This is a genomic window from Bacillus sp. USDA818B3_A, from assembly GCF_009928415.1.
In the GTDB taxonomy this organism is placed as follows: Bacteria; Bacillota; Bacilli; order Bacillales; family Cytobacillaceae; genus Neobacillus.
This window is the reverse complement of the sequence record NZ_JAABNN010000005.1, coordinates 98,187-112,727: the sequence shown is the minus strand read 5'-3', so window position 1 is coordinate 112,727 and position 14,541 is coordinate 98,187. Positions and strand designations below refer to the sequence as shown.

Genomic DNA, 14,541 nt, shown 5'->3' with positions numbered 1-14,541 from the left:
AAAGCCTCAGCGACGATAAAGACGCTGAGGCTTTTCTTAACTTCCCCGGTAAATTTGATAACCATAAGGGGATACCAGCAACGGAACATGATAATGACTGTCTAAGTTAGCGATCCCAAACCGGACGGGAACCAGGTCTAAAAATAAGGGTTCGGGCAGCGCCATGTTTTTGCCTCGAAAATAATCCCCAATATGAAAGATCAATTCATAGGTACCGATTTTTAGATCAGCTGCTGTTAGAAGCGGCTGATCTAATCGCCCGTCACCATTTGTTACAGCTGTCTTTACTAAATGACGTTCCTCGTTTGATAGGAAGTAAAGCTCAATTTTTACATTTGAAGCAGGGAGACCATGGGTTAAATCAAGAATATGTGCAGTTAAACCAGACATAGGGGCGGGCACTCCTTTATGTATAAATAATAACACCACCAAGAGACAGCTTAAGCTAACTCTTGGCTGGCGGTTAGGTCAGCTATAAATTCTTGTTCCTTATAATTATAGTAATCTTCCAGAATTTCTTGACGATTATCTAGGAATAGTTGATTGGCTACTTCGGTAACCAGTTTAGGAATACCAAATCTCATCCCTGAAAGCGCTGAAGCTAAAATACCACAACTGATCAGGGCTGAATAATTGAAGGCGAAAAGACCTTCAAGGTGATCCTTTCCTTCTTCATTACGGCTTTGGAAAGCAAAACCCGGGCTTAAATAAGGGTGTGCATCAATCATGGGATTGGCTATCCCATCTGGAGCTTTGTATTGATCACCCCAGCGGAGGATGTGATTTTCAACTAACTTAAGCTCAGGCCGTAAAGAAGGATTCGTCACTAAACCGGTACTGACAATTAAGAAATCAAAGGTAAATTTCCCGTGAGGAGTTGTTACAACTGCTCGGTCATTTGCTGCTTCGACGTCGAGCCACGGTGAACCTAAGTGCAGCTTAAACCCAGGCCATGAGGAGGCGCGTCCAAAGGTATCGTTTGTTGGCGGCTGATTATGCTTAAAGAAATGAGACATTACTTGATACTTATCTTCGTCAGGTAAAACCTGGAACCGTTCAATTAGTCCGGAACCCTCCATTTGACGGATAGGATTAATGCGCGGCATTTCTTTGCGGCGTACAAAAACATGTGCTTGTGAAACACCTTTTGATAAAGCGAAATGTGCATTATCAAAGGCTGAGGCGCCGCCCCCTAAAATCGCTACTTTTTTTCCTTTTAATGCAGTGAAATCTATGGGTTTTGAAGTATGTGCATAGAGATGTGCTGGTAATTTTTCACTAATAAAGGAAGGGACATGCCACTCGCCGCCGCCTTGAATACCGGTAGCCAAAATGACTTTACGGGCCAATAGTGTTTTTTCAGAATGTCTATCCAGGTGTAAACGATAAAGATTTTTTTCTAAAGGCTCAATTAAATGTAACTTTACTTCGTTTCTTACGGGGAGGCCAAGGATCTCCCGGTACCAGCGCAGGTAGTTCATCCAGTCTCCACGAGGAATTTTGTCGATGGCCTCCCAGCTCTTTGTACCAAATTGGGCTTCCCACCAAGAACGGAAGGTGAGAGAGGGGATGCCGAGATCAATGGAGGTCAGGTGTTTTGGTGTTCTTAACGTGACCATTCTGGCGTATGTTTCCCAGGGACCTTCATAGCCCTCGGGATTTTCGTCAAGGACAAGGATGTTGGACATTCGTTCCCTCATCAGTCCAAAAGCAGCCGCTAAACCACTTTGGCCGCCGCCGATTATGACGACATCATAAACATGGCCATCCGGATGCTGGACAGGGCGCACCCAATTCGTTCCACCAAAGGCAAGATAAGAAAGATCCTTTTTAACTTGTTTATTTAATGCTTCTAGGCTCATATCTATCATCTCTTTCACAGGTATATTCTCTTCATGAGTAAGCTTTTATTACATGACAGGCAGATTTGTAATTTTTTCTTCTAAACGCAGTAAGGCAATTTTATAGATTTCGGAGAGGGCAGTTTCGAATTCAGTTTCTTTTGAATGTTGAATTCTTCCCTCCATGGCCTCCATAATTTGCTGCTTGGTTTTCCCGCGGACCGCCAATATAAAAGGGAACCCGAATTTCTCCATGTATTGTTGATTCAGAAAAATGATTTGCTTATATTCCTCAGGAGATAGATTTTGTAATCCGGCCCCCTTTTGTTCGGAGGTGGACTCATGCGTCATCGCCGCTCGTTCACCTAGGTTTGGATGTGCTTTAATTAAGGCCGATTTCTGTTCGATCGATGTGTTTTCAACCACCTTAACCATTTCATGATGTAAGTGATAAAGGGAAGCGAACGGTTTTTGCTTGAAGGCTTCTTCAGCAATCCACGCGGAATGTTCAAAAATGCCGCCAGTCATTTCTAAGAATTGCTGGCGGTCTGCTTCGTTTATTTGCTTGATTGTGTACATTTTTTGTATTCCTTTCTTTATACGCTTTTTGGATTGGATGCTAGTGGTGTGTCAGGTACCACCTTTAAAGAACTCTTTGATCGTGCTGTAAGGATTAGGTTTAAGATAATGGCGGAAAGACTGCCGGTAATAATTCCATCTCCAACTAAAATCCGAAGTGTTTCTGGAAGAACTTTAAATAACTCAGGCACAACAGTGGAACCGAGTCCTAATGAAATGGAACAAGCGATAATTAATAGATTGTTATTGTCGGAAAAGTCTACATTGCTTAGCATTTTAATCCCGGAAGATACCACCATGCCAAACATAATGACCGTTGCACCGCCTAGGACGGATGTTGGAATAATGGTCGCAAATGCGGCTATTTTAGGAACAAGTCCTAAGCCGATTAAAATGATGCCGGCGGCAATTGTGACACTTCTTTTTTTGATGCCGGAGAGCTGAACAAGACCGACATTTTGAGCAAACGTACTATATGGGAAGGCATTGAATATTCCACCGAGTACAAAGGCAATACCTTCTGTACGGTAGCCACGGATAATGTCTTTTTCAGATAGCTCTTTTTCCGTTATTTTACCTAAAGCGAGGAAGGCTCCTGTTGATTCAACAAGGATAACGGTTCCCACAATAATCATGGTTAAAATTGGTACAATCTCAAAACTTGGAACCCCAAAGTAGAAAGGAGTCGGAATACGGAACCATGAAGCATCAGCAACTGTTTGCAGATTCACTTTTCCCATGAACGAAGCGACGATGGTGCCAGCGATGATGCCGAGTAGAACAGAAATGGCCCGCATAAAACCGGTGAAGAAACGATTCATCAATAAGATGAAGAACAGGACACCGAAAGAAAGAATGAGGTTTTCTGCAGAACCGAATTCAGGGCTTGATGCACCGCCGCCCATATTCTTGATTCCTGTTGGGATCAGTGATAAACCAATAATAATTACGACAGTACCAGTTACGACAGGTGGGAAGAGCTTTAACAGTTTCCCGTATAAATTCGCAAATAGAATGATGAATATACCGGCGGCAATAATGGATCCATAGATAGCAGTGATTCCATAATTGGAACCGATCGTAATCATTGGAGATACAGCGACAAATGAAGTTCCTAAGACAACCGGAAGGCCAATACCGATATATTTATTGCTGATCGATTGAAGTAAGGTTGCGATTCCGCAAGTAAGCAAGTCTATAGCGATGAGGAATGCTTGTTCCTGTGGTGTGAACTTTAGTGCTCCACCCACGATTAAAGGGACGAGAATGGCACCTGCATACATTGCGAGTACATGCTGTAATCCTAATGAGATAATTTTTGGCTTTCCGATTTCTTGTTTCATGGGAAAATCCTCCTTTTTAATTAAGTGTTATCACTAATGTTATATAATGTAACATGTTATGTTACGATTAGTTACATCATAATCAATTAGTATTAAACTGTCATTGTTTAAGATGACTAAAAATTCAGATTTCCTCTAGTCATTTCATACAAAAAATAAAAAAACAGGCTGTTATATGTTACTTTTGCTGTCTTGCGCTATTTGTCGCTGTTAGTTTTCAAATAAAGCTTTAATTCTAAGGGCAAGTCTTATTTGTAAGGTGGTATCTGGATCTTTTAAGCTTTTCCCAAGAATTTCTTCGCATTTTTCAATCCGATAAACGACGGTGTTACGATGGACAAATAATCGTTTGGCTGTTTCGGATATCTGGCAGTGTGTTTCTAAATAGACTGATAGTGTTTCGAGTAAGGATTGTTCCTCTGCGATTTTTGTATCGCTAAAGCCGCTTAATGCGAAAGAATAGTAATTTTTTAAATCCTCTATTGGTATTTGACGCATTAACTCCATGATGTCTTTGGTATGATACGTTTGAATGTACGCTTTTTTCTTCGAAAGCTTTCCTTGCGACAGGGCATCAACAGCTTCCTTATAGGCGTCTTTGGTTTGTAAGAAGTTCTGACATAAAGTGCTCACTCCAAACGAGATGGTATTTCCAAAGAATTTTGATACTCTCTCCTGTATTTCGTGCAGATTGGATTCTAGATATGCCGAGGGGTTAGTGATGTTTTCTTGAACTGTAAATAATAAGATGCATGTCTCTCCTTTTTTGAAAAAATGGATAAGGGAAGTTGTTTTGGCAAGATCACTTTCGATAAAATCGAATAATTCATCCGTATCTTCGTGTTGCTGGATGTAAGTGGGGTGGTAAAGTTCTCCATCGAGTTTGCCAACCGCGCATACATACATTTGATGATTTTGTAAGGAGAATTCTGCGGCTCGGCCGATGATTTCTTCTTGTGACGACAAAGTGCCGTCCAAAAAGTGAAGGAAGAAATCATTGCGGATTCTTCTGTCGTGCAGTTTGAGTGCGTTTTCCTTCATTAACGAAAATGAAATGACATTAGTAGCTTGTTCAATCGTTAACAAGGTTAATTGATCGGTTTTATCAATTCTTTCAATAATAATGAGAAAACCGTATTTCTTATCGCTGATGTGAACAGGAAAGAGTGTACACTCCTCTTTGGCTGCGATAATTGAAAATGAAATAGGTGACGGTTTCGTTGTTTGTAAGTTTATTCCGTCTAAAAGTTTGTAAAAATCAAGGCTGTTGATTGGCTGGGTTATAGGGTTATAGTGCTGATCAATCAATTGGACGGGACGATTAATCATCTTGGATAAATCATGAAGTAATGATTGTAAACCTTTTCCTTGCATGATGGTGGTGGTGAATTTCTTATGTGTTTCGAGCACTAATTGTAGTTCGGCTGCTTTTTTATCAAGGATGGTTTGAAAAGTGAGATTCACGATTTCGCCCAGTGACAATTCTAATGGCAGTTCGATGATTGGTAAGGTTAACTTGTTTGCCAGCCTAATTACTTCTTCTGGAACTTCATTTAAAAACCGTTTTGTTTTAATTCCAAGACCTGCGCAACCTTGTTCGGCCATTGTTGTGACCAGTTCGGAAAGCGTATGTGGATGATCTTTGAAATGGTATGCGGTTGTGACGAGGAATTCATTCTCCTTTAAAAAGTGAATAATATCAGGCGCATCCATCATATTGACCGATGCCACCTCACGCTCTGTTCCTGCTTCTCCTGCAATGACATGCATTCCTGTTAGTTGGGGGATGGTTAAAAGTTCATCCATTTTCATTTGGAACACCTCTCTTTATGTAAGGAAATATAACATGTTATGTTAGTTATTTTTCACTATTGTAACAGATTTTGGTTACTTTGCATAAAAAATTGTGAAAATTTTTACTTATTAGCTAATGAAGTCTATTAATCCAGAATGTAAACTATATCTATAACGCTTAATGTAACTAAAATTAACATAGTAAGGAGTGAAGGAAATGGCCATTCAAGTGGAGAAACATTCAATGGATAAAGGCCAAGTTGGAGCAATGATTGAATGGCTTGCTTCCTTTGGGCAAGTGGAGAATGGGGGAGTTACGAGACTTTTGTACACACCTTCCTGGCAGGAAGCCCAGCACGCGTTAGAAAAATTAATGGAAGAAATGAATTTGAATACTTATTTTGACTGTGTCGGGAATTTATTTGGAAGGTTACAAGGAACAGACTCAAGTGAGAAAACGATTCTGACAGGTTCACATATTGATACGGTAGTAGAGGGTGGAAAATATGATGGGGCCTATGGGATTATTGCCAGTTTGCTTGCTGCCCAAAGGTTATTTGCCAAATATGGTTATCCAAAGAAAACGATTGAAGTGGTCTCCTTATGTGAGGAAGAAGGAAGCCGTTTTCCTTTAACCTTTTGGGGTTCAAGAAATATTACGGGTGCTTACAATCTTGAGCGTGTGAAAAACGTCCAAGATGCTGAAGGTACATCATTTTTGGATGCTATGAGCTTTGCTGGCTTTGGTCCAGAAAAGTATACACCTCCTGTACGGTCCGATATTGAACGTTTTGTTGAAATTCATATTGAGCAGGGAATGGTGCTGGAAAAAAATCGGAACCAAATTGGTGTTGTAACGCATATTGTGGGACAGCGCCGATATATGATTCATATCATGGGAGAAAGCAATCACGCGGGAACCACTCCGATGCCGTTCCGGAAAGATGCGGTCAGTACCGCCTCCTATTTGATTTCTTTTTTAACAGAAAAGGCAAAGGAATTGGATCCGCATTTAGTGGCGACGGTTGGTAAATTAACAGTTAAACCAAATGTTCCAAATGTGGTCGCTGGTGAGGTAGAATTTAGTTTAGATATCCGTCATCACATAGAGGAAATCATTGATCGGTACTGTAATGAGATCTTTGCTGAATTTAAACGAGTGGCGGAAAGCTTAAATATGGAAGTATCCATTTCACAGTGGATGGATGTAAAGCCGGTCGAGATGGATGAACCGATGAATGACTTGGCTCGAGCGATTGCCGAAGAAAAAAATATGCGTTATCAAGAAATCATAAGTGGTGCTGGACATGATGCCCAGGTATTTGGAGGTTCATATCCTACCTGTTTATTATTTGTCCCCAGTCAAAATGGGATCAGTCATTCACCGGCTGAATTTACCCACTGGGACGATCTAGAAACTGGCATTGAATTATTAACAGAGGTTTTATATAAATTAGCCTATTAAAGGGAGATGGAAGAAATGGTCTTTTCTGAGCTGCATACACCTGCACGGACAATTATGACACCCGGACCGGTCGAAGTGGATCCGCGGGTATTACGTGCCATGAGTACACCTATATTAGGACAGTTTGATCCGGCTTTTACCAATATTATGAATGAGGTTATGGAGATGCTTCGTCAGGTTTTTCAAACGAAGAATCAATGGGCTTTTCCGATTGACGGTACTTCGCGTTCAGGAAATGAAGCGGTCCTGTGCAGTATCATTGAGCCAGGTGATAAAGTGCTGGTTCCTATTTTCGGAAGATTCGGACACCTGCTTGTTGAAATTTGTGAACGATATGGAGCTGAGGTTCATACGATTGAGTGCCCTTGGGGAGAGGTGTTCGATCCGCAAGAAGTGATTGATGAGATGAACAAAGTGGAGCCTAAAATCGTGGCTATCGTTCATGGGGAAACCTCAACAGGCCGGATGCAGCCGCTTGAGGAAATTGGCAAAGCGAGCCGGGAAAGAGATATCCTTCTCGTTGTCGATGCAGTAGCTTCGATTGGAGGAGTGGAAGTCAAAACCGATGAGTGGTTTATCGATGGTTTGATAGGCGGTACACAAAAATGCTTATCGGTCCCATCAGGGATGGCACCTATCACGTATAATGACCGGATAGAAAAGATTTTGTTTTCTCGGAAAAAGGTCGAGCGCGGCATTGCGACAGAGGAGGATTTGCGTTATTCCCGGTTAAGACAAGCGATTGCGAGCAACTATTTTGATTTAAGCATGCTCCAGGATTATTGGGGACCAAGAAGACTCAATCATCATACGGAAGCCACATCGATGATTTATGCTCTGCACGAGGGATTGCGGCTTGTTTTAACGGAAGGCCTTGAACAGAGATTTACCCGCCATAAATTGCATGAAAAAGCTTTGATCGCAGGGCTTGAGAGGATGGGGCTTAGTCTGTTCGGCGATCCGGATCACAAACTCCCATGTGTAACCTGTGTGGAAATTCCAAGAGGTGTGGATGGAGAACAGGTGCGGAAAATGCTGTTAGATCAATTTAGTATTGAAATAGCTTCCTCATTTGGGCCCTTGCATGGAAAGATTTGGCGGATTGGTACGATGGGATACAGCTGCCGGAAGGAAAACATCCTATCTGTATTGGGGGCATTAGAAGCCGTCCTAATTCGTCATGGTGTCAACGTACATCGAGGAGAGGCACTGCAGGCCGCCCTAGATGCTTACAAAGTAGAACGGACTGCAGGCATGCCGGTTAAAAAGCCTTCCTAATTTTACTATCTCGGAAAACAGTTCGCAGCACATACATGTGAGCACGGTTGAGGATAATACTTTTGTTCAAGAAAACAAAAAGGAGTGTTATCTATGCCATTCGGAGCACATGAAGCCATGGAAGTCCATGAAATCCTAACTGAAAAAATTAATATGATTAATCATTTCCATATGTATGCAGCACAAGCGAAAAACCCGCAGTTAAAGGAAATGATTCATCGTCATTTACAAGAAGAGATTAAATCGTATGATGCAGTCGTTTCCTATACACATGATTATCAAAACTTTACACCAATGCCGGCTAATACGAATATTCGTTCTGCACAACCTGATCAAATCCAGTATGGCCTCGATAATCCAAGTATGGTAGCCCCTGAAGTGAGTACAACCTTTAATGATTTTGAAATTGCCAGCGCGCTGCTGATTTGTCATAAAAATGGGGCGGCTAATGGGGTGAAGGCAACATTAGAAATTGCCGACCCAAATCTTCGCCAGGTTCTTTTAAATGGGGCTGTTAACTGTGTGAACCAGGCATATGAAGTATTTTTATTTATGAATTCTCAGGGACAGTACCAAATCCCAACGATGAAGGATCATACAGCTAAAACCTATTTACACGCTTTTCAGCCGTCTAGTGAATCATTAAAGGCTCAATATATGGTGAACCCAGGCCAATTACAGGGTGCTGACCAAGCAATGATGGGTAACATGATGGGGAATGCTCCAATGAACCAACAAATGAACCAACAGAATCATCCAATGAACCAACAAATGAGCCAACCAATGCATACTTCTGGATCAGGTCAAAACATGATGCCAATGAATCAGCTTGGTGGTATGCCAGCCGGAGCAGCGATGCAGCAACAGCATCAACAGGCACCATCTGTCATTCATGGTCAAATGATAGGAAATCCATCTCAAGCTAATACCCATCCAAGCGAATATAAGTATTTTAATCATTAATTTAATTAGTGGACATGACTCTAGATCATGTCCATTTTTCTGATCGTTTAGGAAAAATAAAATTTTCGCTTGTGGATAACTGTTAAAAAAGGACTATCGACGTCCAGCTCCAGCGCCTAGCCCCTCGAGGTCATAAGCCAATCCGTCCAAAAGGTTAAAATGCAACCTTTCGGCCGGCTCGTCTTATGCTTGTCGGGGCTGTTCAAGGCGCTTGCGCTTTTGTTCTGGCAAGTAGAGGTTTGTCCCATTCCATTTCTATCTCTGTGAATATAATTTATTAAGGCAGGTGATAGAAATGTATTTAGTTGGTTTTTATTCTCCTAAAGCAAAATCAGGTGTAACCGAGTTGTCTGTTTCGGTGTATCATTGGCTCAAAACCCATACGAACTTATCCGTTGCATTCATATCATATGGGTCTTTACAAAAAGAAGATACGACAAATGAACTGATCCAAGAATTTTCTAAATTGACCCTTACCGAACAAAAACGGAAAGTAAAGCAAATGAAAAAAGCACACGATATAACGATATATGATGCCTCCAGCCAATTATCAGAAGGGGTATTAAAGCTGTTGCCGATAGTGGACCGGTTATTTGTTGTAGGAGAGGAACATAAAGAATTTGCGTATAAGCTCCAGCAAATCATCCAATTTGATAAGATCTTCGATAGAAATGTAAAAAGCTTTATTTCTCATTTACGAGGGAATAAGACATTTATTCTTCATGAAAATAAAGATGACCGTGTCATCGGGTTTAATTATACAAAACAAGAAACCCCCGATATTGGTCAAATGATTTATACCGATTATGTTACCCATTATTTAAATGAGACCTTAATAGATAAAAACGAAATTGTCTTTAGGCGAATTAAAAAGTTCCCTAAAGAAGAACTTTTCCAGGGCCTCTATCAATTGGGAATCGATTTCGAGAAAGCCATGCTCTATGAAAGGTACGTAAAATTACGAGAACTCATGGGACAAGACTATGAGGATGCCTTGGCCGAACTCTTCCCACTCTTCATGAACACCCCCTTCCAACAAATCCTAGACAAACTCCAAGACGAACTCTACATGATCTCCAAACTGAATTTCTAAGGTGCCTTTATTGGTGCCTGTCACCATTACTAATGCCAGGATAGTAGAATATATCCTGGCTTGAATGGTTTTATCGTAAGACAATTAAATGGAAATATTCGCTATTGTAGGTTACGATTTGAGTAGAATGCAAAGTATATGTAATGACTGATTACTAAAGTTACACATCTATTCGACGACGAAGGGTGATAGGAATGAAGTATAATTTTGATGAAGTTGTTAATCGGAGAGGGACGTATTCTATCAAGTGGGATGGCGGAGAGGTGATTAAAAAGTTTGGACTCACGGAAAGGTATGACGAAGAGACCATTCCATTGTTTACTGCAGATATGGATCTACCCGTACCTCAGCCATTAATTGATGCCTTACATAAGACCGTTGATCATCGGATATTTGGTTACTCCATCTTTCCGGATGAGTATTTTGAAGCCATTCAGCATTGGTTCAAAAAGCGACATGATTGGGAAATAAAAAAGGAAGAGATTATCTATAGCCCCGGGACTGTCCATGCCTTAAATATTGCCGTTCGAGCGTTCACAAATCCAGGGGAAGGCGTTATTATTCAACGTCCTGTCTATCCTCCATTTACGGCAGCCATTAAAGCGAACAAAAGAGAACTTTTAAATAACGCTCTTCTATGTGACGAAGAGGGTTATTATCAGATTGATTTTACGGATTTTGAAGAAAAAGCAAAAGATGAAAACACGAAAATGTTCATTTTATGTAATCCTCATAATCCAACTGGAAGGATCTTCACCAAAGAGGAGCTGCAGAAATTATCCGATATTTGTGCGGCCAATCATGTGTTGATTGTTGCAGACGAGATCCATGGAGATTTAATCCGCCAGAATCAAACATTCATTCCAATTGCAAAGGTCGCTGAGAACACCGACCATATTATCACGTTTACAGCCATTAACAAAACGTTCAATTTGGCTGGACTTCACTGCACGAATGTCATTATCACCAATTCTAAACTCAGAAAAGCCTTTACTAGCGTAATGGGTAACCATTTACCATCGCCATTTACGGTTTCTGCCTTAGTATCGGTTTACCACGACGGCGAAGAGTGGCTTGAGCAGCTGAAGGAATATATTGACGGAACAATGGAGTGGGTGGTCCAGTTCTTAGCGGAAAAGATGCCAAGAGTAAAGGTGAGAATCCCCGAGGGTACCTATATTATGTGGATGGACTTCAGCGGATATGGCTTAACCCCTGAAGATGTTCATGATCGTATTTATAACAAAGCCAATGTCATTTTAGAAGACGGAAAAATGTTCGGTGAAGAGGGACTGAATTATCAACGAATTTGTATTCCGTCGCCACGCCCAATGATTCAAGAGGCATTTGAAAGAATGGCTAGAGAATTTGAAAATGTAAGATAAATAAATCGAATTTAAAACATACTAAAAAGCAATGCCAACGCCTAAGTTTAGGCTAGTTGGCATTGCTTTTCGTTTGTTAAACAGTTTGTTACTTTTTCTCAGAAAGCCATTTCGCTACAATCGTAACTTCGTCCCCCGAAATCACACCTGCAGGCATGGCGTTTTTGCCGTTTTTTATAATATTTTCAATCTCACTCTGATTATATTTAGAGCCAATTTTAGTTAAGGCAGGACCTGCGCCGCCTTGTAATTGATCACCATGACAAGTGATACAATTTTTCCCGACAATATCTTCCGCATTTCCTGCGGATGCAGAAGAAGTTCCGCCAGCATTCGCTGAAACGGATTGTGATTGTTTTGGTCCTTCATAAACAAACAGCAGGAATACAAGGCATGCAGCTAAAATGACATTAAAACTAGTTATCATATATGTTTTTTTCATATGAATCTCCTAAATTTATTTTTAGAAAAATGTATGCCAGTTAAAAACTATGGACCATACAAATGCGTTTATTAATAAACCCGCGATAAAAAGGGTCCAATTATTTTTCTTTTGTTCCCAGCAGCTGATAACCAGGGCTAAACCGATAGGAATTCCTATAAAGGCAAGCCATGGAAAGGTAACAAAAGTTTTATCACAAAAAACTCCTATGCTGGCTGTTAACAGCAAAGAAAAAATGAGCTCACTTAAGTAAGATAATTCAGTTTTTATATGAGTAGTCATTACTTTACTCCTCTTAAGACAAAGTATTTTAAATTTTTAGAATCATTAGTTTTGAACATTTTGTGACAAAAGAATGTCTTTTTTTAAATTATTATCGTATACTAGTTATTGTTTTTTAGGGTAACGAAACAAATTATACTAGTTTTCAATCTATTTAAAAAGGGGTGTTCAATAATTTATTATGGAACAGGCCAATATTCAACAGGATCAAGAACAGCTCCTTGTTGCACATCTAACCGAATTAAGGAAGCGTCTTATTATCGTACTAGTTATTTTAGCTCTTTCCTTAATTGCAGGATTTATTGCCTCTCCGATGATTTTACAATTCATAAAATCACAGCCATCGGCAGTTAGAATTGAATGGAATGTGTTCGGATTTGCTGATGGAATTGCTATTTATTTTAAATGTGCACTTGTTGTGGCCTTATTAATATCCTTGCCGGTTGCCATGCATCAAACGTGGCTGTTTGTAAAGCCAGGGTTAACTGATGTGGAAAAAAAGGGAGTATTTGTTTTTATCCCGATTACGTTTTTATTATTTATTTTGGGAGTATCGTTTAGCTATTTTGTGCTATTCCCGATGATGATTCAATTTTTATCGTCAATTAACCAATCCATTGGTGCCACAGAAACTTATGGAATTACACAATATTTTAAGATGATGTTTGGGATTATTCTGCCTGTGAGCCTCATGTTTGAATTACCCATTATCATTGTCTTTTTAACGAAAATTGGTTTGGTTAATCCTAAATTCTTAAGAAAAATAAGAAAAGCTGCTTACTTTGTGCTTGTAATAGTAGCCATTACCATTACACCACCGGATTTTATTTCAGATTTTATTTTTAGTGTCCCACTATTGGTCCTCTATGAAGTTAGTATTCTATGTTCTAACTGGATCTATAAGAAAAACAGAGGATGAGATTAATGTTACTTAAAAATTAGATCGATCTAATAAAATTGCTGATAGGTTTAAGTTGGGTTATCTGTCATGATCAAACAAGCTATTTATAAAGGGGGAATTGTTTTGTTAAGTTCAATAGGTGTTCCTGGACTCATCATCATTTTAGTATTGGCTTTAATTCTATTTGGCCCATCTAAATTACCTCAGCTTGGAAAAGCTGTTGGAGATACACTTCGTGAATTCAAAAAGTCAACGAGAGAAATGGTTGACGATGTGAAAGAACCATTTGAAGCGGATAGGAAGAATGAGAAGTAAATTTTTTGCTGTTAATTTAGATCGATCTAATAGATCGATCTAAAAAACAGTGTTTGTAAACTTTACCTAATGAAATGGGGGGTTTTCTATGTCAAATGACGAGAAAAAATTAACTGGGGTTCAGGACAAAACAAGACGAACCTTTATGAAAAATTCAGGATTAACAGTCGGTGGTTTAATTATAGGCGGAGCAGTCGGAAGCCTATTCGGAATGAAACCATCCTCAAAAACGGAGCCAGCGTCATCCCCGGTACAAGAGATGGCTGCGAATCCTAATGAAGCTCTGATGTTTTTTAATCAAAATCAATATCAGACAGCTGCAGCTGCGGCTGAGCGGATTTTTCCGAAAGATGAAACCGGTCCAGGAGCAAATGATTTAAATGTGGCGATTTATATTGACCATCAACTCGCGAGTCCATGGGGAGTTAATGCAAAGGACTACATGATGGCACCTTTTAAAACGCCTGATGAAAAACAAGGCGGACAACTGCGGATCCTCCGTAAGGATTTATTTCTGTTAGGCTTGAACGGTTTAGACGATTATAGCAATAAAAAGTATCAAAAGAAATTCACTGAATTAGAAGCGAAAGAGCAGGATGAAGTATTAGCAGATTTTGAGAGTGGAAAAGCTGGTAATCTATCAGGTGTTTCGACCACTGCATTTTTTAAAATGCTCCGAACGTTAACCATTGAAGGAGCTTATGCTGATCCAATGTATGGCGGTAATAAAGATATGCAGGGCTGGAAAATGCGGAAATATCCCGGCGCTCAGATGGGTTATACCAAAGAAATACAAAGTGATAAATTCGTAGAAATGACTCCACAAAGTTTACATGACCATATGGGTCATTAATGATAGA

15 protein-coding genes are annotated in these 14,541 nt (G+C 40.0%); 8 read left to right on the top strand and 7 right to left on the bottom strand.

Annotated features, from left to right (window positions below; all coding sequences use genetic code 11):
• Positions 1–36: 36 nt before the first annotated feature.
• From uraH to GXK58_RS11770, 5 genes are all read right to left on the bottom strand, one after another.
• Positions 37–390 (bottom strand): hydroxyisourate hydrolase, encoded by a 354-nt coding sequence (gene uraH / locus GXK58_RS11790; RefSeq protein WP_160723000.1) that lies wholly within the window; start codon positions 388–390, stop codon positions 37–39.
• 50 nt (positions 391–440) lie between these two features.
• On the bottom strand, positions 441–1,862 hold the full coding sequence (locus GXK58_RS11785; protein WP_160723338.1) for a flavin-containing monooxygenase: 1,422 nt from the start codon (positions 1,860–1,862) through the stop codon (positions 441–443).
• Positions 1,863–1,910: 48 nt separating this feature from the next.
• Entirely contained in the window at positions 1,911–2,420 is a 510-nt protein-coding gene (gene uraD / locus GXK58_RS11780) for a 2-oxo-4-hydroxy-4-carboxy-5-ureidoimidazoline decarboxylase (RefSeq protein ID WP_160722998.1), read from the bottom strand.
• A gap of 17 nt (positions 2,421–2,437) precedes the next feature.
• The gene (locus GXK58_RS11775; RefSeq protein WP_160722996.1) at positions 2,438–3,763 is read right to left on the bottom strand and encodes a nucleobase:cation symporter-2 family protein; all 1,326 of its coding nucleotides are present in this window, start codon (positions 3,761–3,763) and stop codon (positions 2,438–2,440) included.
• Between the two features lie 210 nt (positions 3,764–3,973).
• On the bottom strand, positions 3,974–5,575 hold the full coding sequence (locus GXK58_RS11770) for a PucR family transcriptional regulator (protein ID WP_160722994.1): 1,602 nt from the start codon (positions 5,573–5,575) through the stop codon (positions 3,974–3,976).
• Between the two features lie 199 nt (positions 5,576–5,774).
• Here GXK58_RS11770 and allC point away from each other — a divergent pair, with 199 nt between their 5' ends.
• From allC to GXK58_RS11745, 5 genes are all read left to right on the top strand, one after another.
• Positions 5,775–7,022, top strand: a complete 1,248-nt coding sequence (gene allC / locus GXK58_RS11765) for an allantoate deiminase (protein ID WP_160722992.1) — start codon at positions 5,775–5,777, stop codon at positions 7,020–7,022.
• A 15-nt stretch (positions 7,023–7,037) separates the two neighbouring features.
• Positions 7,038–8,300, top strand: a complete 1,263-nt coding sequence (locus GXK58_RS11760; protein WP_160722990.1) for a pyridoxal-phosphate-dependent aminotransferase family protein — start codon at positions 7,038–7,040, stop codon at positions 8,298–8,300.
• A 93-nt stretch (positions 8,301–8,393) separates the two neighbouring features.
• Positions 8,394–9,263: a spore coat protein gene (locus tag GXK58_RS27010; protein ID WP_202171345.1), complete on the top strand. Its 870-nt coding sequence runs from the start codon at positions 8,394–8,396 to the stop codon at positions 9,261–9,263.
• A 295-nt stretch (positions 9,264–9,558) separates the two neighbouring features.
• Positions 9,559–10,356: a hypothetical protein gene (locus GXK58_RS11750; RefSeq protein WP_160722988.1), complete on the top strand. Its 798-nt coding sequence runs from the start codon at positions 9,559–9,561 to the stop codon at positions 10,354–10,356.
• 194 nt (positions 10,357–10,550) lie between these two features.
• Positions 10,551–11,741: a MalY/PatB family protein gene (locus tag GXK58_RS11745; protein WP_160722986.1), complete on the top strand. Its 1,191-nt coding sequence runs from the start codon at positions 10,551–10,553 to the stop codon at positions 11,739–11,741.
• 88 nt (positions 11,742–11,829) lie between these two features.
• On the opposite strand, the gene GXK58_RS11740 is transcribed toward GXK58_RS11745, so the two are convergent.
• On the bottom strand, positions 11,830–12,183 hold the full coding sequence (locus GXK58_RS11740; RefSeq protein WP_160722984.1) for a c-type cytochrome: 354 nt from the start codon (positions 12,181–12,183) through the stop codon (positions 11,830–11,832).
• A gap of 21 nt (positions 12,184–12,204) precedes the next feature.
• Positions 12,205–12,465 (bottom strand): hypothetical protein, encoded by a 261-nt coding sequence (locus GXK58_RS11735; RefSeq protein WP_160722982.1) that lies wholly within the window; start codon positions 12,463–12,465, stop codon positions 12,205–12,207.
• A gap of 181 nt (positions 12,466–12,646) precedes the next feature.
• On the opposite strand from GXK58_RS11735, the gene tatC reads away from it, so the two are divergent.
• The 3 genes from tatC (at position 12,647) to GXK58_RS11720 (ending at position 14,534) form a co-directional block, all read left to right on the top strand.
• A complete protein-coding gene (tatC, locus tag GXK58_RS11730; protein ID WP_160722980.1) occupies positions 12,647–13,384 on the top strand; it encodes a twin-arginine translocase subunit TatC in 738 nt (245 codons plus the stop codon).
• Positions 13,385–13,489: 105 nt separating this feature from the next.
• A complete protein-coding gene (gene tatA / locus GXK58_RS11725; protein WP_160722978.1) occupies positions 13,490–13,681 on the top strand; it encodes a twin-arginine translocase TatA/TatE family subunit in 192 nt (63 codons plus the stop codon).
• Positions 13,682–13,769: 88 nt separating this feature from the next.
• Positions 13,770–14,534 (top strand): gluconate 2-dehydrogenase subunit 3 family protein, encoded by a 765-nt coding sequence (locus GXK58_RS11720; RefSeq protein ID WP_160722976.1) that lies wholly within the window; start codon positions 13,770–13,772, stop codon positions 14,532–14,534.
• Positions 14,535–14,541 lie beyond the last annotated feature (7 nt).